Consider the following 19,815-nt stretch of genomic DNA (forward strand, 5'->3'; position numbering starts at 1 on the left):
TATCTTCGGCTGCGAGGTGCTGATCGGGCTCGAGGATATATGGGGGCTGGACAGCCGCCGGACGATGTCGGTCGCACAGTGGGCGGCAGGCGCGCTGGTGCGTGCGGCAGTCGCGGAATCGGTCGATGAAGGAGGCGGCCTCGATCCGAAGGTAGTCATGAAATAGGGCCTAACTGGTTCGACCAGATTGGCATGCGCACTACCGATCTTAGCCGTTGGGTGGGGTGTCGGACAATACCCAATCATATCACTGAGTAGGAAAATCTTGGTAAAACAGGCAGATAAAGCCGGAATCCGATGGCAATGGCCACGTCAAGCTGACAAGAAAGGGCTTGACGTGCATGCAAAATTGGTAATACCAGATTGGATCAGAAAAGCGGATCGAAAGTGAGGGCTGCGATCCATTTTCCGGCGGGGCGAGGAGGCTCGAAACCGGAAAGGTGCGATCACGGGAGGAACTACCAGGGCCGGCCACGTCGCCGGCTCGCACGATAAGGTAGAACGCGCACAAGGGAGGAAATCATTATGCGCAAGTTAGTGACCAGCGTACTTGCTGGTATCGGCTTAACGCTTGCCTGCGGAACGTCCGTTTACGCGCAGGAAAAGTCACTCACCATCTTCTGGGCTGAATGGGATCCCGCAAACTATCTGCAGGAACTCGGCAACGAGTACGAGAAGCAAACCGGCGTCAAGATCACGGTGGAAACCACCCCGTGGGCCGATTTCCAGACCAAGGCCTTCACCGAGTTCAACGCCAAGGGCAGTGCCTATGACCTGGTCGTCGGCGACTCGCAATGGCTTGGTGCCGCCTCCGAGGGCGGTCACTATGTCGACCTCACCGACTTCGTCAAAGAGAACCAGGTTCTCGACAAGATGGCTCCGGCGACGGTCAAGTTCTACTCCGAATATCCCGGCAACAGCGGCAAATACTGGTCGATCCCCGCCGAGGGCGACGCCGTGGGCTGGGCCTACCGCAAGGACTGGTTCGAGGACCCGAAGGAAATGGAAGCGTTCAAGGCCAAGTATGGCTACGACCTTGCCGTTCCCAAGACCTTCAAGGAAATGACCGACATCGCGGAGTTCTTCAACAGACCCGACCAGAACCGCTACGGCATCGCCATCTACACCCAGAACCAGTATGACGGCCTGGCGATGGGCTTCGAGAACGCGCTGTTCTCGTATGGCGGTGAGCTCGGCGACTTCGGCACCTACAAGGTCGACGGCATCATCAACTCGGACAAGGCGGTAGCCGCGGCAGAAAACTACCGCAAGCTGTTCGGCTTCACGCCTCCGGGCTGGACCAACGCCTTTTTCGTCGAGAACAACCAGGCCATCACCGAAGGCCTGGCGGCGATGAGCATGAACTACTTCGCCTTCTTCCCCTCGTTGATCAACGAGGCGTCGAACCCGCATGCCAAGAACACCGGCTTCTTCGCCAACCCGGCAGGTCCAGGTGGCGAGCAGTTCGCCGCGCTCGGCGGCCAGGGCATTTCCGTCGTCTCCTATTCCAACAACAAGGAAGAGGCGATGAAATTCCTGAAGTGGTTCATCCAGGACGATACGCAGAAGAAGTGGGCGGCCCTCGGCGGCTACACCTGCAACAAGGCCGTGCTGGAATCGGCCGAGTTCCAGAACGCCACGCCCTATAACAAGGCCTTCTACGACACGATGTTCAAGGTCAAGGACTTCTGGGCGGTGCCGGAATATGCGGAACTGCTGCAGCAGCTCAACCAGCGTGTCTATCCGTACATCGTAAACGGCGATGGTACGGCCAAGGAAATGCTGGATGCGCTGGCGAAGGATTGGGACGCCACGTTCAAGAAATACGGCCGCGGCCAATAACCGACATGTAGTGCGGAGGAGGCCCGTGCCTCCTCCGTTTTCTTTTTCAGGAATGGGAGCAGGTCTTGGCGACCACAATGATCACACCGCTGAATACCTCCTCCAGAGCCGCCTCTCGCGGCCTCAGCGACATATCGATACGCAACCTTTTCATCATCCCGACGATCGTGTTCCTGATCGTCTTCAACATCTTTCCGCTGATCTATTCGCTCGGCTATTCCTTCACCGACTTCCGCGCATCGACCAATGCGCCGGCCAATTTCGTCGGACTGAAGAACTATCGCGAGCTCCTCAGCGATCCTTATATCTGGAACAATTTCGCGGTGACCGCGAAATACGTCATCGTCTCGGTCCTCGGTCAGGTTGTCGTCGGCTTTGGAACGGCGATGCTGCTCAATCGCACCATTCCGCTCAAGGGCCTGATCACGACATTGCTGCTCTTGCCGATGATGCTTTCGATGGCGGTGGTCGGCCTGTTCTGGAAACTGCTCTACGATCCGTCGTGGGGTGTCATCAACTACGTGCTCGACCTCGGCAAATTCCAATGGCTGGGCGATCCGAAGATGGCGCTCTACGCGGTCGCGTTCACAGACATCTGGATGTGGTCGCCCTTCGTCATGCTGTTGTCGCTCGCCGGGCTTTCGGCGGTGCCGAAGCATCTTTATGAAGCTGCCGCGATCGACCGCGCCGGGCCGTTCTATACCTTCTTCCGCATCACGCTGCCGCTGGTCGCGCCGATCCTGATGATCGCGGTCATCTTCCGCACCATGGAAGCCTTCAAGACTTTCGATCTTGCCTATGTGCTGTCGACGCAGCCGAGCACCGAGGTGATTTCCATCCGTCTCTACAAGATGGCTTTCCAGGAATGGCAGACGGGGCGCTCCTGCGCGCTTGCCTATATCGTGCTGATCATGGTGCTGGCGATCACCAACATCTATGTGAAATACCTCAACAAAGTTAAGGAGCGCTGAGATGGCGGCCGTCCAGACTTCGGGTGAACGGGCGCTCAACAAGGTCGCTATTGTCGCCGTCCTTTTGGTGACGATCATCTTCCTGGCGCCGATCTACTGGATCGTGTCGACCTCGTTCAAGCCACGCAACCTGGCCACGACGATCCCGCCGACCGTGATGTTCGAGCCGACCATCTCGCCTTTCGTCAAACTTTTCACAAAGCGCTCACAGTTGCGCAGCCCGCCGTCGGCCGAAGAATATGCCGCCGCCCCGTGGTGGGAGCGCGTCGTGTTCGACGGCGGCGAGAAGATCGTGCGCGACGGCAAGGGCCAGGTGCAATGGTCGGGATATCCGAGCCGCTTCCTGAACTCGCTCATCATCGCCATCACCTCGACGGTGTTGGCGGTCGGCATGGGGACATTCACTGCCTATGGCTTCTCGCGCTTCAAGGTGAAAGGGGAGGCGGACCTGCTCTTCTTCATCCTGTCGACGCGCATGTTGCCGGCGGTGGTGGTCGCCATTCCGATGTTCCTGATGTACCGGGCAGTCGGTCTCAACGACACGCATCTGGGCCTGATCATTCTCTACACCGCCTTCAACCTGTCCTTCTCCGTATGGCTGATGAAGGGTTTCATGGACGAGATTCCGAAGGAATATGAAGAGGCAGCGCTTGTCGACGGCTACACGCGCATGGAGGCGTTCTTCAAGATCGTGCTGCCGGAGGCCGCCACGGGCATCGCCGCCACCGCCGTGTTCTGTTTCATCACCGCGTGGAACGAATACGCCTTCGCGCTGATCATGACCAACCGCCGCGCCCAGACCGCGCCTCCCTTCATCCCGAGCCAGGTCGGTTCGGGCCTGCCGGACTGGACGGTGATCGCCTCTGGAACCTTCCTGTTCCTGCTGCCGGTCGCCATCTTCACCTTCCTGCTTCGCAACCATCTGCTGCGCGGCATGTCCTTCGGAGCGATCCGCAAATGAGTTTTCGCGCCATCAACCAGAAATACCTTGAGCCCGGATCGCAGATCCTGATGGTGCTCGGCATCATCGCGCTCTGCCAGCCCTGGAGCATGCTGCTGCACAGCTATGGCCTGACCATCATCCTGATCGGACTCGTCGGCTTCAACGTGACCTCCAAGATCGCGCCCGAGGAAAAGGCCGGCACCGGCCAGGTGCGCAATCCGGGAGCACAGCATTGACCCAGATCGAGCTTCGCGGCGTCCAGAAATTCTTCGGCGCCGTCCAGGTCATCAAGGACCTGAACCTCAAGATCGCCGACAACGAGTTCATCGTGCTGCTCGGCCAGTCGGGCTGCGGCAAGACGACTACGCTGCGCGCCATCGCCGGGCTGGAAACCATCGACGAGGGCGACATCTTCATCGACGGCAAGCCGGTGCAGCATTTGAAGGCCGCCGACCGCGACATCGCCATGGTGTTCCAGTCTTTCTCGCTCTATCCGCATATGAGCGTCTACGAGAACATCGCCTTCCCCTTGCGTGCCACGCGCAAGAGCAAGACGGAGATCGACAGCGAGGTTCGCTCCGTCGCCAAGACGCTGCAGATCACCGACCTGCTGGACAAGAAGCCGTCGGCGCTCTCGGGTGGCGACATGCAGCGCGTCGCCATCGGCCGGGCGCTGGTGCGGCGGCCGAAGGCCATGCTGATGGACGAGCCGATCGGCGCGCTTGACGCCAAGCTGCGCGAGGAGATGCGTGCGGAAATCAAGCGGCTGCACATCAAGCAGGGCTCGACCACCATCTATGTCACGCACGACCAGATCGAGGCCATGAGCCTGGCCGACCGCATCGTCATCATGCACGCAGGCGTCTTGCAGCAGGTCGGCACGCCGGACGAGGTCTATTCGCAGCCGGCAAATCTGTTCGTGGCGCAATTCGTCGGCAGCCCGGTGATGAATGTCACCGATGCAGCAGTCGCCGAGACCGGATCCGCGGTCTCGGTAACGGTCGGCGGCGCGGCTTCCGGCTTCGAATTTCCGCAGGCATTGCTGTCGAAGCTCAACGGCCATGCCGGGCGGCAGCTCGCGCTGGGCATCCGCCCGGAGGGCGTGCTCATTCGGCGCGAGGCGACCGAGGGCTTCGTGCCTGTCGACACGCATATCGTCGAGCCGCTCGGCTCCTTCGACATCGTCGATCTCAAGGTCGGAACCGAGTTGCTGCGGGCCCGCACCAAGAGCGGCTTCGTTGCCGGACCCGGTGAAAGGGTCTTCGCCAGGATCGACCCGACCCAGGCGCACTTCTTCGACAAGGCAAGCGGCAAGTCGCTTGAGGTGAGACTCTGATGGCCCATATCCAGCTCAAGAACATCTCGAAGACCTTCGGCAACCACACTGCGCTCACCGGGCTCGATCTCGATATTGCCGATGGCGAATTCTTCGTGCTGCTGGGCGAAACGGGCGCCGGCAAGACGACGACGCTGCGGCTCGTCGCCGGCCTGGAAAAGCCGAGCGAAGGCCAGGTCTTCATCGACGGCGTCGACGTCGCCGACTGGGGTGCGGCCGAGCGTGACGTGGCGCTGGTGCTGCAGCAATACTCGCTCTATCCGCGCTACACTGTGCGTGAAAATCTCGAATTCCCGCTGAAGCCGAAGATCCGCCGGCTGCCCGACGCCGAGATCAAGGATCGCGTCGACCGCGCCGCCCGCACGCTGCGGATCGAGCATCTGCTCGACCGAAAGACGGATCGGCTGTCCGGCGGCGAGATGCAGCGCGTCTCGATCGGCCGCGCCATCGTGCGCAAGCCGCGTGTGTTCCTGATGGACGAGCCGCTGTCTGCGCTCGACGCCAAGCTGCGCGAGGCGCTGCGGACTGAACTGAAGAACCTGCAGATGCAGCTCGGCGCCACCTTCCTGTTCGTCACCCACGATCAGATTGAAGCGATGTCTATGGGCGACAAGGTCGGCGTGCTCAACCATGGCCGCATCGTCCAGACCGGCACACCACACGAGATCTACAACAATCCGCGCGACACCTATGTGGCGAGCTTCGTCGGCTCGCCGCCGATGAACCTTATCGACGGCAAGCTCGTGAATGGTCGCGCGGTGATGGCGCCGTTGAATTTCGAACTGCCTTTTTCGGGGGGTACGAAGACGGGCGCGGCGACCGATGGTCGCCCGCTCGTCTTCGGCATTCGTCCCGAGGACGTCTATCTCGAGAGCGGTGCGCCGGTCGAGGCGCGTGTCCACGACGTCGAGAACCATGGCGTCGAAAAGATCCTGACGCTGCGCGTTGGCGATGCGACGCTGCGTGCCACCGTGCCGGCCAGGACCGATGTGGCGATCGAGCAGGCGGTGCGCTTTGCCTGGAACCCCGACAAGGTGGTGCTGTTCGACAAGGGGAGCGGCGTCAGCTTGCGACACGCCTCATAAAGCGCGTCGCGCTGAAACGGATTCATGCGACGCGCTTTAGGTCTTTGTTTTTGTGCATGTCGTTCTCCCAAAAAACCGAGGTCACTTTTGGGCGACATGCGTTAGGCCGCATCCCAGCCTATTTCTGGAAGTAGGTTTCGTAGGGCGTGTCGTTGATCAGCAGGATCACGCATTCCGTGTCGGAGACGCAGGCGTCGTCATGCATCTCATTGGCTTTCTGGGTCCAGTAGGATCCAGGAGCCAGTTCGACCTTGGTCGCCTCGCCGCCATCCATCTGCCAGTGCGCCCACAGCCCCTTTATGACCACCGCGCGATAATCCGCGGTGTGCGCATGGACCGGTGCGCGCCAGTTGCCGGGAACCTTCAGCAACGTGCCTGCCGGACCCTTGGCCCGCTCGCCCCACAAAGGGCCAAGGCGATGCGGCTGGTCGGGTACTTCCGCGACATAGGGGATCTTGTCGGCCGGCAGGTAGCTGTCCTCGAGGGCAAAGGCGCGCCCGGGAACCGCAAGCATGACGGCGAGTGCGATGAGCTTCGGATGATTTGGCATTGGTTCTCCTCTTCGGACCGGCTTTCTGCCGGCCTCTGGCTGCTTGGTTCTGGCAAGCTATTGCATGCGGGTGGTCCGGCAATGGCATTGCGTCCGGAAGGCTTGGCAATTCATCCAGACTCGGCAATCCACGGCCGCCGATCCGGGATCGCCTCAGCGGTTTTCGGAGGTGCCATCGACGGTGCGAAGGTGGCTGGGCGCGATGCCTATGATGCGCTTGAACGCCCGGCTGAACGACGCTTCGGAATCGTAACCCAGTCTGGCGGCGACCACCGATATCCGCATCCGATCGTCGATCAGCCATTGCCGCGCCTGGTGCATGCGTATCCGGGCGACATATCTCGCAGGTGTTTCGCCAACGATGGCCGTGAAGCGTTCGGCGAAGGCCGATCGCGAGGCGCCCATTTCGCGCGCGAGCGCTTCGACAGTCCAGTTCCTGTCGGGCTGCAGATGAATGGTGGCAAGTACGCGGCCGATGTCGCGATCCTTGATCGCCGCGATCCAGCCTCTGGTCTCGCCGCCACTGTTTTCTACCCAGGAACGGATGATGCTTGCAGCCAGCACGTCGGCCAGCCGCGCCAGCATGCCGCCAGAGCCGGCCCTGTTCATGATCACCTCGGCGGCCATGGCTTCCAGCAGATGCGGAATACCTGGCTCGCCAGCCATCAATTCCCTGGCGCGCATCATGTCCGGCATCATGCCCAGCAAGGGGTGCGATCCGTCCAGGTTGAAGTGCATGCTGCCGCAAAACAGCAGGGTTTTCGGGCCGTGGCCGCCGTTGGAGACATTGAACAAATTGTCCTGCAAAGGCTCGACAGTGTAGCTTTCGATCGGCACGGCAGGAATGCCAGGCGCGCTGGCAACGACGTGCTCGGCACCGCGCGGCAAAAGCAACGCATCGCCGGGTGTCAGCTCAATCCATTCCCCGGGTGGCGAAAACAGCCAGCATTGGCGGCGGCCGATAAAGTGAAACCTTGCTGCCTTCTGGGCTGGAAACAACACGGCCCATGGCTCTGAAAGTTCGCAGCGGCCATAGTCGACGCCATCAAGCCGCAATCCGCGCAAGATGTCGGTGAGCGGACCGTCCGAGGCCGGCAGGCCAGTCTTGGGCGAGGTGAAAACCATACGGATTTTTTTAGAGCGGTTCATCGTTTAACGGAAACGTTGAACCGCTCTACCTCTTTGTTTTGACGCAATTCCGGACGGAAAACCGCTTCTCACTTTTCCTGGAATTGCTTTAGCCTGGAATCATCAGTCCGTCACGGCCTGCATGCGTCAGCTCAGGGCAACGAGCTCGGGTCGATGAGTTTCTTCGGAGCCTTCGCCGGGCGTTGGCTGACGGAGCATTAAACGAAAAACCCGCCTGTGCGGCGGGTCACTGGCGCAAATCAGCACCATAGACAAATATGTACCATAGCTGAGATCACCGAGTCAAGAAAAAATTCCTATCGCGAAAAGCTGCCGGGCAAAAAAGCTGGTGCGGGCAGCACCCGACCAGGCAGAAAGCGCCGGTGGACTGATGGTGGCGACGTTCCAGGTGGCGATCGCGCTCGGCGCCGTCTTCGGTGGTCTGCTGGTCGACCACACCGGCGTCGCCAGTGCCTTCGCCTATTGCGGCGCGGCGACATTGCTGGCGGCCATCGTGGTGTTCCTGCGCGGCCCGAAGCAGGCCGAGTAGCCTGGAGGCAATCAGGCTTCCCTGACACTGCGCGTCGGCCCGAGAACCATCACGGTTTTCGGGCCGGCGACGTTGTGATGGCAGCGACGAACGAACTCAGGCCGACCGCCCGTCGAAATCGAAGACCGACAGGGTCGAGGGGTCGAGATCGGCGACGCAGTTGATGTTGATGTAGGCGCTGCGTTCGCGGCCCTCGCGGACATCCTCCGCAAAGGGATGGATGCCGCAGGCCCGGCAGAACCGGTGCGCGATGGCATGATTGCCGAATGTGTAGATGCCCAAATCATCGCCCCAGGCCAGGACCCGCAAGGTCCCGTGCGGGATGGCACACAACAAGGTGCCCTTGCGCGAGCAGATCGAGCAATTGCACCTGATGGCGCCGGTCAGTTCGGCCTTGAATTCGAAGGCGACCTTGCCGCAGTGGCAGCTGCCTTTGTAGAGCATCGGATTTTCCTCGCATTCGACAGGGTGCAAAACCGCCTGCGCCGGGTTAAGTCTCGGCAAGCCATGCACAGGCTGCACCCTTAAGACGTTCAAGGCGTCCGGAGTCCGACACCAAAATGCAATCCGTCCGCGATCATCTGGAAACCATTCTCGCGCGCCTCGCTGCTCGTGCCGGCGAAGAGCGCGTGTTCACGAAGCTCTATGCCGAAGCCGCACGGGCCGCGGCTGATGCCAGCGATGCCCGTAACCGGGCAGGGGTGAGGCTCGGGCCGCTCGACGGCACCATCGTCTCGGTCAAGGACCTGTTCGATGTCGCCGGCGAGGCGACCACGGCCGGGTCGCTGATGCGCAAGACCGCGGCATTCGCCCAACGCGACGCGGCCATCGTCAGCCGGCTGCGGCAGGCCGGCGCGGTCATTATCGGCAAGACCAACATGACCGAATTCGCCTTCACCGCGATCGGCGACAACCAGCATTTCGGCACGCCTGGCAATGCTGTGGACGCCAGCCGCATTCCGGGCGGTTCTTCCTCAGGCGCAGGCGTTTCCGTCGGCGAGGCGACGAGCGAAATATCGATCGGTTCCGACACCGGCGGTTCGATACGCATTCCGGCCTCACTCAACGGTGTCGTCGGCTTCAAGCCGACGGCGCGACGCGTGCCGCTCGCCGGTGCGTTCCCGCTGTCCGCCACGCTGGACTCGATCGGCCCGCTTGCCAAAACCGTCGCCCAGTGTGCCGCCGCCGACGCCGTGATGGCCGGTGAGGTGGCGACCGCGCTGACGCCGATTGCCCTTGCAGGGCTTCGCATAGGCATTCCGCGCGGCGTCCTTTTCGAAGAGACGGAAGACGAGGTGGCGACCGCGTTCGACCGCTGCCTTGGCAAGATCGAGCAGACGGGCGCGCGGATCGCAGGCTTATCGATCGATGATCTGCTTGCCGATTTGCGCGCGGCCACCAAGCGTGGCTCGATCGCTGCGATGGAAGGGGCCGAAGTGCATGCCGACTGGCTGGCGACAGGGGCATCGATGCCGGTCGACCCGCATGTCAGTGGACCTTTGTCGCGGGCGGCAATGCTGCCGACGCCTGTCTACATCAGGGCAATGCGCCGTCGCACAGCACTCGTCGCCGCCATGGACGAGCGGCTGTCCTTGGTCGATGTGCTGGCTCTGCCGACCACACCGGTGACGGCGCCGACCATCGTCTCGATGTCTGACGACGCCGAGCTGCGCGACCGCACCGAAGGCCTGTTGCTACGCAACACGCAGGTCGCCAACCAGTTCGATCTCTGCGCAATCTCGCTGCCGATGCCAGGAATGACGCTGCCCGCCGGCTTGATGCTGGTGGCGCGCAACGGGCATGACCGGCGCCTGCTGCGGATTGCGGCTGAAATAGAGCAGCTGCTTGGCGCGCGTGACCAGGGCTGAACCGCCTATCAGTGCGACGAACAGTGCTTGCGTTCGCTGTCCTTGGCGGTGCGCACGATACGGGTCGCGACAAGCCAGGGGAGATTGTACTTCTTGCCGGTGATCGTCTGGGTGCGGTGCTCGATCGAGCCCCTGACGACGATCTTTCCGGCATAAAGCGCGTCGGAAAGATCGGTTATCGCCTTGTCGGCCTGCGGCAATCCGCTGGCGTCGATCGACACGCCCTTGATGATCGCCCCGGTGGCAAGGTCGAGTGCGCTGCTGGACGGGCAGGGCGCCTTGAAGCAGCGCAGCCCGTTGTCACAAGAGACATAGCTGCTTTCGGCCGCGAATGACGGCATGGCGCAGAGTGAACACACGACGACTACCAGGGATGCGAGGCGTGGATCGGACATGGCTCTCAACGTCGCGGAAAATTGGGGCGAAACCGCGATGTGTTACAGGCTCGCCGGAAACCGCCGCCGGTAGTGATCGACCACTTCGGGATTGCGCAGATTGACCGGCAGCTTGCCCGCCAGCACCAGCAAGGCTTCACCCGCCGCGCCGACGCCCATGCGCATCATCGATTCCTCGGTGATCCCCGCCATGTGCGGCGTGATGATGACATTGTCGAAGCCGAAATAGGGATGGTTCGACGGCAGCGGCTGCGTCGAAAACACGTCGAGCGCGGCGCCGCCGATGCGCCGTTTCTGCAAGGCCTCGATCAGCGCGTCGTCATCGATGACCGGTCCGCGCGACACGTTGATCAGCAGCGCATGCGGCTTCATGCGCGCGATCCGCTCACGGCTGATCAGACCGCGCGTTTCCGGCGTCAGCGGACAGCACAGAACGATGATGTCGCTTTGCTCTACGAGAGCGTCGATCGACAGGAAGCCGACCTTCTCCGGCGCCGGCTGCATGCTGCGCGTCGTTGCCACCACCTTCAGGTCGAAGCCGTGCGCGGCGATATGGCCGACCGCCTGGCCGACGGCGCCGAGGCCGACGATGCCGATCGTCTTGCCGGCAAGCTCGATGTTGGAATTGGCGTGCTCGCGGCCGGCGAGCCAGCCTTTGCTGCGCAGGTCGCGGTCGACGACGCGGAAGTTGCGCAGCAAAGCGAGCGCCGCGAACATGACGTGTTCGGCAACCGAGCGGGCATTGACCGCCGGCACATTCGCCACCAGCACGCCGGCGGCCGTCGCTGCTTCCATCGGGATCATGTCGAGCCCGGCGCCATGACGGATTGCCGCCCGCAGCAGCTTTGCGCCGTCGAAAAGCTGTGGTGGCAGCGGCGCGCGCACGATGACGATGTCGGCATTTTTCGCCTCGGCGGCCAATGTGGCCGGATCGATGGCGGAGGCGACGACGAGTTCGCCGGCGCCGGCCAGCATGGCCGAGGCGCGCGGATGCAGGGCGTGGGTCGTGAGAATACGGGCCATGTCGGTCAAGCTTTTTCGAGCGCCGGGCTTTGCGGCTCCTCGCCATGGCCCTCGATCAGGCCCTTCCAGTAGCTCTCAGCGCCCTGCAGATGGGCGCTCATCAGCGCCTGGGCGAGATTGCCGTCGCGGCGCAGCAGCGCCTCATAGATCTGGATATGCTCGGCATGCGAGCGCACGTTGCGCTCGGGGTCGTTGAAATAAATCGGCAGGCGCTGCTCGCCCATCATGTAGTAGACGCTGCAGACATTGTGAAAGACGCTATTCTTGGTGGCGCGCACGATTTCGAGGTGGAATTCGCGGTCTTCCCTGGCAAGCCCTTCGCCGGCGGCGATGCGCTCTTCCGAAGCCTTCAGGATTTCGCGCAGCCGCTCGAAATTCTCCTCCGTGGCACGCGAACAGGCAAGTTCGGCCGCCTTGATCTCGTGGATCTTGCGCAGTTCGACCGTCTCGTAGATCTGGATCGGGTCGAGCGGCAGGCCCGCGCGGGCAAAGAGCGCCATGGCCTCTACACTGGCCTGCTTGGTGTCGATGTAGATGCCGGACTTGGCCCGGCGCTCAACGATGCGCATGGCCTCCAGGATAGCCAGCGCCTCGCGGATCTGACCGCGGCTGACGGCGAAATGCTCCGCCAGTTCGCGCTCCGATGGCGTTCGGCCGCTCTCCTTGTCCGAATGGGAGAACAGGTAGGCAGCGAGTTCCGCGAGGAGGTTCTTTTCTTTCATCGTCAACCGCGTTGCGCGTGCGCCTCCAGGAACCGCTCCGAAATGGTGAATCCCAGACCCGGTTTTTCCGGGATCGCTATCATACCGTCCTTGGCTTCGACAGTCTCTTCGACCAGATCATGGATCATCGGGTTGGCGCCGAGCGAATACTCGACGGTAAAACTCGACGGCGAGGCGGCGCAGACATGCAAGCCTGCGAAAAAACAGGGCGCGCCGGCCCACAGATGCGGTGCAAAGCGCAGATTGAAGGCGCTGGCGATGGTGCCGATCTTCATCGCTTCGCTGATGCCCCCGCAAAAAGCCGGATCGGGCTGGAAGATGTCGGCGGCTTTGAGCACGGCGAGGTCGCGGAAGGCGTAGCGGGTCGCCTCGCTTTCGCCGGTGGCGATGGGGACGACGCCGGATGCCCGCACCTCGGCCATGCCGGGTTTGTCGTCGGCGATAACAGGTTCCTCGAACCAGGCGAGGTCGAGGTCGTTGACGAGGTGGATGAAGCGTTTTGCTTCCGCCACCGTATAGGTGCCGTGCGCGTCGACCATCAGTTCGATATCGGGGCCGAGCGCCTGCCGTGCGGCGCGCACGCGGGTGGCGGAGATGTGCGCCGCGCCGTCCATGGCGCCAACCCGCATCTTCAGTGCCTTGAAACCGCCCTTGGCGATATAGGATTTCAACTGCTCGCCGATGGCGTCGGCGGCCGCCCAGCCGCCGGACGCGTAAGCCGGCATGCGATCGAGCTTGCGGCCGCCGAGCAGCCGCCAGACAGGAACGCCAAGCGATTTGCCAAGGATGTCCCACAGCGCGATGTCGACGGCGCTGATCGCCGCGATGCTCATGCCGCGCCGCGCCAGCTGCGGCATGGCGTGACCGCCGCGCGCTGCGCTGTCGTGGCGCACGCCATTGTAGAGCATCTCCCAGATGACGCCGATGTCGGCCGGATCGCGGCCGACCAGTTGCGGCCCGACCTCATGGTTCAGCATGTGGACGAGGGCGCCGTAGCTGCCGGCGCTGCCGGCGGCGTTCTTGCCTTCGCCCCAGCCGACCAGCCCGTCATCGGTCTCGATGCGCAGGATGGCGGCGTCGAAGGTCGTCACCTGACCGAAGTCGCTGCGGTGCTGCCGAGCGGCTTCGATCGGAACGCGGATCCACCAGGCTTGGACGGACTTGATACGCATATTCTTCCCCAGCCCTGCGCCGGTCAGGGCGGAAGGGCGAATTTCCCTGAGGCAGTCGACTACTTGATCAGCGGCAGCAACGTTTCGGCGTTGATGCGCATCTGGTCGGTGTAGAATTTCTCGGTGAGCACACTGGAGCCGTGGTCCTGGATGAACTTCAGCTGTTCGGGCGAGATGTCGACCGGATTACGCTCGACCATGTCGGGATAGGGGGCGGCCGGCGTCCGGTCGACGGGCGCGACGAACTCATTGGTCAGCGCGCCGTCGTAGCCGATCTCGCGCAAGGTGGCGACGATCTTCGGCCAGTCGATCTGGCCGAGGCCGGCGGCGAAGCGGTTGTTGTCGGCGACATGGAAGTCGAACAGGCGCTTTCCGGCCTGCCGGATCGCGTCGTAGACGTTAAACTCTTCCATATGGAGGTGGTAGGCGTCGAGGCAGACGCCGCATTCGGGGCTGACCGCGTCGGCCAAAGCCAGCGCCTGGGCGCCGCGATTGAACAGATAGGTCTCGAAGCGGTTGAGCGGTTCGACCGCAATCTTGACGCCGACCTTCTTGGCGTGGGTGAAGCATTCGCGGGTGGCGTCGACGACCCACTTCCATTCTTCTTCCTCGGTGCCGTCAGGCACGACCTTGCCGACGGTCGCCGGAACCAGCGTGATGATCTCGCCATCGAGTTCGCTGACCATGGTCAGCACGTCCTTGACATACTGAACGGAACGCTCGCGCTGGCCCTGGTTCCTGGCGGCAAGGTTGCGCTCGCCGAGCATCAGGGTCACCGCACCCCAGCAGCGAATACCATGCTCCTTCAGCAGCGCCCGGGTTTCCTTGGTCTTGTACTGCTCGGGCTCGCCGGAAATCTCGATCGACTCATAGCCGAATTTCTTGATGCGCTTGAGCGTCGTTTCCAAGGGTTCCGCGCGCATCCAGTTGTGCGTCGAAAGATGCATGGTCTGTCCTTCCCAACTCGTCTCTATGGTTCGCCTGCGACATGCATCGCCAAAAGGCGACACAAAGGTTCCTCCCCAAGGCGTTCCCAGCCTTTTCTCGCAAACTGGTTCGACCAATTGGGCCTGAAGCGAGGTCTACAGCAAAATCTCCAGATCGGCAAGAAGCGCTGGGACGCAACTTTTGGTGTGGATTATTTCCTTGATTATATTGAGATATATAGGCCTGTATCAGGTAATTTTGGGGTCTTGGTGGTGCATTGCACGGCTTGACCAGATTTCCATATTTGGTAATACCAGAATGGCGGTGCGTGCAAGCACCCGTTGAGAAAAGACCAAAGTGGCTGGCCCTGTTTCCAATCGGCGCTATGCTCGGTCGCGAGAGAAATGAGGGAGGATGCCGATGCCGACGACAATGAAGGGCCCCGGGCTGTTTCTGGCGCAGTTCGCGGGCGACGCCGCGCCGTTCAACTCACTGGCGTCGATCACCAAATGGGCGGCCGGTCTCGGCTACAAGGGCGTGCAGATCCCGACCTGGGACGCGCGGCTGTTCGACCTCAAAAAGGCGGCCTCTTCCAAAGCCTATTGCGACGAGGTGAAAGGCATCTGCGCTGACGCCGGCGTCGAGATCACCGAACTGTCGACGCATCTGCAGGGGCAGCTGGTCGCGGTTCATCCTGCCTATGACGCGCAGATGGATGGCTTTGCGCCGCCATCGGTGCACAACAATCCCGCAGCCCGGCAGAAGTGGGCTGTCGAGCAGATGAAGTTCGGCGCTAAGGCATCGCGCAATCTAGGCCTGAATGCTTCAGTGTCGTTTACCGGCTCGTTGGCTTTCCCTTACCTCTATCCGTTCCCGCAGCGGCCGGCTGGACTCATTGAGGAAGCGTTTGGCGAGCTCGGCAAACGCTGGAAGCCGATTCTCGACGTGTACGAGGACAACGGCGTCGATGTCGGCTATGAAATTCACCCGTCTGAAGACGTTTTCGACGGCGCCACCTTCGAGATGTTCCTCGATGCGGTCGGCGGCCACAAGCGCTGCAACATCAATTACGATCCGTCGCACTTCCTGCTGCAGCAGCTCGACTACCTCGAATTCATCGACATTTATCACGAGCGCATCAAGGCGTTCCACGTCAAGGACGCCGAGTTCAACCCGACCGGCCGGCAAGGCGTCTATTCCGGCTATCAGAGCTGGACCAACCGCGCCGGGCGCTTCCGTTCACTGGGCGATGGACAGGTGGATTTCGGCGGCATCTTCTCCAAGCTGACGCAGTACAACTATGATTCCTGGGCGGTGCTGGAGTGGGAGTGCTGCCTGAAGCATCCGGAGGATGGTGCGGCCGAAGGCGCACCGTTCATCGAGCACCACATCATCCGGGTGACCGAAAAGGCATTTGACGACTTCGCCAGTGGCACCACCGACAAGAAGTTGCTGCGCGCCATGATGGGAATCTAGCTCGACTTTCCCTCCCCCTGGCGGGGAGGGTGGCCCGAAGGGCCGGGAGGGGTCGGTTCATGCCGAACTCTGCCTCAACGACACCACCCGATCCGCTGCGCGGATCGACCTCCCCTCAAGGGGGAGGTGAGCAACAGCGAGGAGCAAGACATGGTCGGCGCATCGAAGTCGGAAACGGGAGGCGGCCCGATCCGCTACGGCATGGTCGGCGGCGGGCAAGGCGCCTTCATCGGCGCGGTGCATCGGATCGCGGCTCGGCTGGACAACGACTTCGTGCTGGTTGCCGGCGCTTTGTCAGCCGATCCGGCCCGTGCCAAGGCCTCGGCCGCCGAACTGGGGCTCGACCCCGCACGCAGCTACGCTTCCTATGCCGAGATGGCCAAGGCCGAGGCGAAGCGTCCCGACGGCATCGAGGCGGTGGCCATCGTCACGCCCAACAATGTCCATGTGCCGGCGGCAAAAGCTTTCCTCGAGGCCGGCATCCACGTCATCTGCGACAAGCCGCTGGCGACGACGCTGGCCGAGGCGAAAAAGCTAGCGGCGATCGTCGAGAAGACCGGCAAGGTGTTCGTGCTGACGCACAACTACACTGCCTATCCGATGATCCGCCAGGTACGCGAAATGGTCGCCAAGGGCGTGCTCGGCGACATCCGCATCGTGCAGTCCGAATATCCGCAGGACTGGCTGACCGAGGATTTGGCGGCGACAGGCCAGAAGCAGGCGGCGTGGCGCTCCGACCCCAAGCAGGCAGGCGCCGGCGGCGCGCTGGGGGATATCGGCACGCATGCCTACAACCTCGCCCGCTTCGTTTCGGGGCTGGAACTGGACTCCCTGTCGGCCGATCTCGACGCCTTCGTGCCAGGCCGGCTTCTCGATGACAACGTCAACGTCATGCTGCGCTTCAAGCCGGCCGGCAAGACGCACCCGGCCAAGGGCATGATCTGGGCAAGCCAAGTGGCGCCCGGCCATGAGAACGGGCTGAAGCTGCGCATCTATGGGTCCAAGGGCGGGCTGGAATGGGTGCAGGCCGACCCGAACTATCTCTGGTACACACCGTTCGGCCAGCCGAAACAACTGATCACCCGCAATGGCGCCGGCGCGCTGCCGGTTGCGGGCCGGGTCAGCCGCGTGCCGTCAGGCCATCCCGAGGGCTACCTCGAAGGTTTCGCCAACATCTACCAGGAAGCCGCGCGCGCCATCCGGGCGGCACGCCGCAAGGGCGGCAAGCCGGCCAAGGACGTCGTCTTCCCGACCATCCACGACGGGGTCGAGGGCATGGCCTTCATCGAGGCCTGCGTGAAGTCGTCGAAGAAGAATGGGGCATGGACGAAGCTTTAGTCGCGTGACGGGCTAACGAGGGTTCCCCCTCACCCGGATTGCCAGCCGAATTGCGAAGGGCAATTCGGAGCAATCCGACCTCTCCCCGAGGGGAGAGGAAGTGCTGGCGCCGACGCTACGTCTCTTCTCCCCTCGGGGAGAAGGTGGCCGCGAAGCGGCCGGATGAGGGGGCATGGCGCGAAGCTGGCGGAACAGCCAGTGCGCCGTCAAAGGGGAGGGAGCGTCGATGAAAATCGGCATGTGCATGTTCTTGTGGACGACGGCGGTGTCGAAGAAACACGAGCCACTGCTGCGCGACATCAAGGCGACCGGCTTCGATGGCGTCGAGATACCGATCTTCGCCGGCACGCCCGACGACTATAGAAAGCTCGGCGATCTGCTCGACCGCATCGGGCTGGAGCGAACCGCTGTTTCGGCCATGGGCGATCCGGCGATGAATTTGATCTCGGCCGATGCGGCGACGCGCAAGGCCGGTGTCGACTACATGAAATGGGCGATCGACTGCACGCAGGCGCTTGGCGCCAGCACGCTGAGCGGCCCGCTGCATTCGACGCTCGGCGCCTTTTCCGGCTCAGGGCCGACGGCTGCCGAGAAGAAGCGCTCGGTCGCCTCGCAACGCGCGATCGGCGACCATGCCGGCAAGAGAGGCGTCACCATCGGGCTTGAGGCGCTGAACCGCTTCGAATGCTATCTTCTCAACACGATGGCGGACCTGTCGGAGCATATCGACGCCATCGACCGGCCGCACATCAAGGCGATGTACGACACCTTCCACGCCAATATCGAGGAGGCCGACCCGATCGGCGCCTACACGAAACACCGCCGGAATGTCGTGCATATCCATATTTCGGAGAATGATCGCGGCGTGCCGGGGCGCGGCAACATTCCGTGGACAGAAACATTCTCAGCCATCCGCAAGAGCGGCTATGACGACTGGCTGACGATCGAGGCGTTCGGCCGTTCGCTCAAGGATTTGGCGGCGGCGACCAAGGTTTGGCGCGACTTCTCCGAAACGCCGGAAGTGGTCTATCGGGATGGGTATAGGCATATCAAGAACGGGTGGAAGAAGGCGGCTTAGGCGCCTGCGGATGGCCCATTTTCTATTGCGTTCGCGGCGGTTGCCAGGTGGTTCCCCCACTCCGTCTCGGCTTCGCCGAGACACCTCTCCCCCCTCCGGAGGGAGAGGAAAGGCGCCAACCGGCATAGGCTCGCGCCCTTCCTCTCCCCCGTCGATCGGGGGAGAGGTGTCGAGCGCAGCTCGACGGAGTGGGGGTCGACCCTTTGGCGCCGGACGAGATGACTTGCGCTTCTGCGTCACAAGGCTACCCCTGCTCGGCCTGGATCCTGTTGTAGTCGTGGATCGTCTGGCTCAGCCGGCGGCGCAGGAAGTTGGAGATGTTGTCGAAGATGAAGACGACGGCCAGGATCAGCAGCACCATGTAGAAGACGTTGGCCCAGTTGGAGTTGGTGCGCATCGCTTCCCACAATTTCAGGCCGATGCCGCCGGCGCCGACAGCGCCGATGATGGTGGCGCCGCGGGTGTTGGATTCCCACTGATAAAGCGTCTGGCTGATGAACACCGGCACCACTTCCGGCAGCACGCCGTAGCGCTGCACGAGGAGGCCATTGGCTCCGGTCGAAGTGATGCCTTCGCGCGGCTTGTCGTCGATGTTCTCCAGCGCCTCGGAATAGGTTTTGCCCAGCGTGCCGATCTCGGTGAAGAAGATGGCTGCACTGCCCGCCAGCGGTCCCGGCCCGAAGGCACGGGTGAAGAACAGCGCCCAGATCAGCATGTCGATGGAACGCATGAAGTCGAAGAAGCGCTTGAGCACCTGGTTGACCAGCCGGCTGGGCGTGATGTTGCGGGCGGCGAAGAAGGCCAACGGGAAGGCGACGATGCCGCCCAGCATGGTGCCGAGAAAGGCCATGACGATGGTCTGCAAGAGTTTCGTCCAGACGTCGCCATGCTGCCACTGGGCGTTGTTCCAGATGTTGTCGCCGGCCAGCGCCAGATTGGAGGTGCCCGGTTTCAGTTCCGGTCCGGAGACGATCAGCGAGGCGACTTCGCTTGCCGACTTGCCGAAGAAAGGCGAGCGCGTGTCGAAGACGAAGTTTGCCCAGCCGAGAAAACGCTTGCGGATCCTGACGCGGTCAACGGCGACGCGGGCCTCGCCGGCAAAGCCCATGTCGGCGACGACCTCATCTTCATGCGCGGTGATCCAGCCGGGAACCGGCCCCGAGATCAGCGGCTTGCCGGTGCCAAGCGCGACCGCAACGGTCTCGCCATTGGCAATGATCGTCGCCTGCGTCTTGGTGAAGGTGATCGACTTGGCGGTGCCGTCGATAAGGACCGTCACCGAACCATCGGCATTGGTCTTGACCCAGTCCGGATCCGGGTTCGGGCCGAGCACCGAGAAGCGTGGATATTTGGCCGTGATCTGCGGTTCGTCGAGGCGGAAGATCGGCTGCACGTCGTAGCTGATCCATTG

19 protein-coding genes and 2 pseudogenes are annotated in these 19,815 nt (G+C 62.4%); 12 read left to right on the forward strand and 9 right to left on the reverse strand.

Annotated features, from left to right (window positions below; all coding sequences use genetic code 11):
- From EN943_RS38395 to EN943_RS22040, 7 genes and pseudogenes are all read left to right on the forward strand, one after another.
- Positions 1–166, forward strand: a pseudogene (locus tag EN943_RS38395) (TetR/AcrR family transcriptional regulator); the annotation flags it as partial.
- Between the two features lie 359 nt (positions 167–525).
- Entirely contained in the window at positions 526–1,842 is a 1,317-nt protein-coding gene (locus EN943_RS22015; RefSeq protein ID WP_027037799.1) for an extracellular solute-binding protein, read from the forward strand.
- A gap of 65 nt (positions 1,843–1,907) precedes the next feature.
- Positions 1,908–2,813: a sugar ABC transporter permease gene (locus EN943_RS22020; RefSeq protein WP_027037798.1), complete on the forward strand. Its 906-nt coding sequence runs from the start codon at positions 1,908–1,910 to the stop codon at positions 2,811–2,813.
- Between the two features lies 1 nt (position 2,814).
- Positions 2,815–3,774 carry a carbohydrate ABC transporter permease gene (locus tag EN943_RS22025; RefSeq protein WP_027037797.1) on the forward strand — a complete coding sequence of 320 codons (960 nt, stop codon included), beginning with the start codon at positions 2,815–2,817 and terminating at the stop codon, positions 3,772–3,774.
- Positions 3,771–3,992 (forward strand): hypothetical protein, encoded by a 222-nt coding sequence (locus tag EN943_RS22030; protein ID WP_027037796.1) that lies wholly within the window; start codon positions 3,771–3,773, stop codon positions 3,990–3,992. Before EN943_RS22025 ends, EN943_RS22030 begins: the two co-directional genes overlap by 4 nt.
- Entirely contained in the window at positions 3,989–5,092 is a 1,104-nt protein-coding gene (locus tag EN943_RS22035; protein WP_023812449.1) for an ABC transporter ATP-binding protein, read from the forward strand. Before EN943_RS22030 ends, EN943_RS22035 begins: the two co-directional genes overlap by 4 nt.
- Positions 5,092–6,177, forward strand: a complete 1,086-nt coding sequence (locus EN943_RS22040; RefSeq protein ID WP_127414628.1) for an ABC transporter ATP-binding protein — start codon at positions 5,092–5,094, stop codon at positions 6,175–6,177. The genes EN943_RS22035 and EN943_RS22040 overlap by 1 nt, the downstream gene beginning before the upstream one ends.
- A gap of 118 nt (positions 6,178–6,295) precedes the next feature.
- Here the strand turns inward: EN943_RS22040 and EN943_RS22045 are convergent, their stop codons facing one another.
- Both EN943_RS22045 and EN943_RS22050 read right to left on the reverse strand, forming a co-directional pair.
- Complete coding sequence (locus EN943_RS22045; RefSeq protein ID WP_127414629.1) at positions 6,296–6,727, reverse strand: DUF4437 domain-containing protein; 432 nt, start codon at positions 6,725–6,727, stop codon at positions 6,296–6,298.
- A gap of 153 nt (positions 6,728–6,880) precedes the next feature.
- A complete protein-coding gene (locus EN943_RS22050) occupies positions 6,881–7,852 on the reverse strand; it encodes an AraC family transcriptional regulator (RefSeq protein WP_164778311.1) in 972 nt (323 codons plus the stop codon).
- Between the two features lie 349 nt (positions 7,853–8,201).
- Between EN943_RS22050 and EN943_RS22055 the strand changes: the two are divergent.
- Positions 8,202–8,405: pseudogene (locus tag EN943_RS22055) on the forward strand (MFS transporter); the annotation flags it as partial.
- 96 nt (positions 8,406–8,501) lie between these two features.
- Here the strand turns inward: EN943_RS22055 and EN943_RS22060 are convergent.
- Entirely contained in the window at positions 8,502–8,849 is a 348-nt protein-coding gene (locus tag EN943_RS22060; protein ID WP_127414631.1) for a GFA family protein, read from the reverse strand.
- 116 nt (positions 8,850–8,965) lie between these two features.
- Here EN943_RS22060 and EN943_RS22065 point away from each other — a divergent pair, with 116 nt between their 5' ends.
- Positions 8,966–10,273 carry an amidase gene (locus EN943_RS22065; protein ID WP_127414632.1) on the forward strand — a complete coding sequence of 436 codons (1,308 nt, stop codon included), beginning with the start codon at positions 8,966–8,968 and terminating at the stop codon, positions 10,271–10,273.
- A gap of 8 nt (positions 10,274–10,281) precedes the next feature.
- Here EN943_RS22065 and EN943_RS22070 read toward each other — a convergent pair whose 3' ends face one another.
- Genes EN943_RS22070 through EN943_RS22090 form a run of 5 tightly spaced genes read right to left on the reverse strand, consistent with a single transcriptional unit; the run spans position 10,282 to position 14,532 of the window.
- Positions 10,282–10,668, reverse strand: coding sequence for a hypothetical protein (locus tag EN943_RS22070; protein ID WP_127414633.1), 387 nt, complete (start codon positions 10,666–10,668; stop codon positions 10,282–10,284).
- A gap of 42 nt (positions 10,669–10,710) precedes the next feature.
- Positions 10,711–11,691 carry a hydroxyacid dehydrogenase gene (locus EN943_RS22075; RefSeq protein WP_127414634.1) on the reverse strand — a complete coding sequence of 327 codons (981 nt, stop codon included), beginning with the start codon at positions 11,689–11,691 and terminating at the stop codon, positions 10,711–10,713.
- A gap of 5 nt (positions 11,692–11,696) precedes the next feature.
- Positions 11,697–12,413 carry a FadR/GntR family transcriptional regulator gene (locus tag EN943_RS22080; protein ID WP_013529506.1) on the reverse strand — a complete coding sequence of 239 codons (717 nt, stop codon included), beginning with the start codon at positions 12,411–12,413 and terminating at the stop codon, positions 11,697–11,699.
- Positions 12,414–12,415: 2 nt separating this feature from the next.
- Positions 12,416–13,585, reverse strand: coding sequence for a mandelate racemase/muconate lactonizing enzyme family protein (locus EN943_RS22085; RefSeq protein WP_127414635.1), 1,170 nt, complete (start codon positions 13,583–13,585; stop codon positions 12,416–12,418).
- Positions 13,586–13,644: 59 nt separating this feature from the next.
- Complete coding sequence (locus tag EN943_RS22090; protein WP_127414636.1) at positions 13,645–14,532, reverse strand: sugar phosphate isomerase/epimerase; 888 nt, start codon at positions 14,530–14,532, stop codon at positions 13,645–13,647.
- Between the two features lie 400 nt (positions 14,533–14,932).
- On the opposite strand from EN943_RS22090, the gene EN943_RS22095 reads away from it, so the two are divergent.
- From EN943_RS22095 to EN943_RS22105, 3 genes are all read left to right on the forward strand, one after another.
- Entirely contained in the window at positions 14,933–15,988 is a 1,056-nt protein-coding gene (locus tag EN943_RS22095) for a sugar phosphate isomerase/epimerase (RefSeq protein WP_127414637.1), read from the forward strand.
- 150 nt (positions 15,989–16,138) lie between these two features.
- Complete coding sequence (locus EN943_RS22100) at positions 16,139–17,326, forward strand: Gfo/Idh/MocA family oxidoreductase (protein ID WP_127414638.1); 1,188 nt, start codon at positions 16,139–16,141, stop codon at positions 17,324–17,326.
- 226 nt (positions 17,327–17,552) lie between these two features.
- Positions 17,553–18,404 (forward strand): sugar phosphate isomerase/epimerase, encoded by an 852-nt coding sequence (locus tag EN943_RS22105; RefSeq protein WP_127414639.1) that lies wholly within the window; start codon positions 17,553–17,555, stop codon positions 18,402–18,404.
- 244 nt (positions 18,405–18,648) lie between these two features.
- Here EN943_RS22105 and phnE read toward each other — a convergent pair.
- Positions 18,649–19,815: phosphonate ABC transporter, permease protein PhnE (gene phnE / locus EN943_RS22115; RefSeq protein WP_127414640.1), on the reverse strand; the 1,167-nt coding region annotated here is incomplete at its 5' end.

It is taken from the genome of Mesorhizobium sp. M7A.F.Ca.US.006.01.1.1 (assembly GCF_003997935.1).
Classification (GTDB): domain Bacteria; phylum Pseudomonadota; class Alphaproteobacteria; order Rhizobiales; family Rhizobiaceae; genus Mesorhizobium.

What these genes read in the sequence shown, in the direction of transcription:
- EN943_RS22025 (WP_027037797.1), top strand. Translation starts at nt 2,815, where the DNA reads ATGGCGGCCGTCCAGACTTCGGGTGAACGGGCGCTCAACAAGGTCGCT.
- EN943_RS22105 (WP_127414639.1), top strand. Translation starts at nt 17,553, where the DNA reads ATGAAAATCGGCATGTGCATGTTCTTGTGGACGACGGCGGTGTCGAAG.
- EN943_RS22060 (WP_127414631.1), bottom strand. Translation starts at nt 8,849, where the DNA reads ATGCTCTACAAAGGCAGCTGCCACTGCGGCAAGGTCGCCTTCGAATTC.
- EN943_RS22050 (WP_164778311.1), bottom strand. Translation starts at nt 7,852, where the DNA reads ATGGTTTTCACCTCGCCCAAGACTGGCCTGCCGGCCTCGGACGGTCCG.
- EN943_RS22030 (WP_027037796.1), top strand. Translation starts at nt 3,771, where the DNA reads ATGAGTTTTCGCGCCATCAACCAGAAATACCTTGAGCCCGGATCGCAG.
- EN943_RS22070 (WP_127414633.1), bottom strand. Translation starts at nt 10,668, where the DNA reads ATGTCCGATCCACGCCTCGCATCCCTGGTAGTCGTCGTGTGTTCACTC.
- EN943_RS22065 (WP_127414632.1), top strand. Translation starts at nt 8,966, where the DNA reads ATGCAATCCGTCCGCGATCATCTGGAAACCATTCTCGCGCGCCTCGCT.
- EN943_RS22100 (WP_127414638.1), top strand. Translation starts at nt 16,139, where the DNA reads ATGGTCGGCGCATCGAAGTCGGAAACGGGAGGCGGCCCGATCCGCTAC.
- EN943_RS22015 (WP_027037799.1), top strand. Translation starts at nt 526, where the DNA reads ATGCGCAAGTTAGTGACCAGCGTACTTGCTGGTATCGGCTTAACGCTT.
- EN943_RS22090 (WP_127414636.1), bottom strand. Translation starts at nt 14,532, where the DNA reads ATGCATCTTTCGACGCACAACTGGATGCGCGCGGAACCCTTGGAAACG.
- EN943_RS22095 (WP_127414637.1), top strand. Translation starts at nt 14,933, where the DNA reads ATGCCGACGACAATGAAGGGCCCCGGGCTGTTTCTGGCGCAGTTCGCG.
- EN943_RS22080 (WP_013529506.1), bottom strand. Translation starts at nt 12,413, where the DNA reads ATGAAAGAAAAGAACCTCCTCGCGGAACTCGCTGCCTACCTGTTCTCC.
- EN943_RS22085 (WP_127414635.1), bottom strand. Translation starts at nt 13,585, where the DNA reads ATGCGTATCAAGTCCGTCCAAGCCTGGTGGATCCGCGTTCCGATCGAA.
- EN943_RS22040 (WP_127414628.1), top strand. Translation starts at nt 5,092, where the DNA reads ATGGCCCATATCCAGCTCAAGAACATCTCGAAGACCTTCGGCAACCAC.
- EN943_RS22075 (WP_127414634.1), bottom strand. Translation starts at nt 11,691, where the DNA reads ATGGCCCGTATTCTCACGACCCACGCCCTGCATCCGCGCGCCTCGGCC.
- EN943_RS22045 (WP_127414629.1), bottom strand. Translation starts at nt 6,727, where the DNA reads ATGCCAAATCATCCGAAGCTCATCGCACTCGCCGTCATGCTTGCGGTT.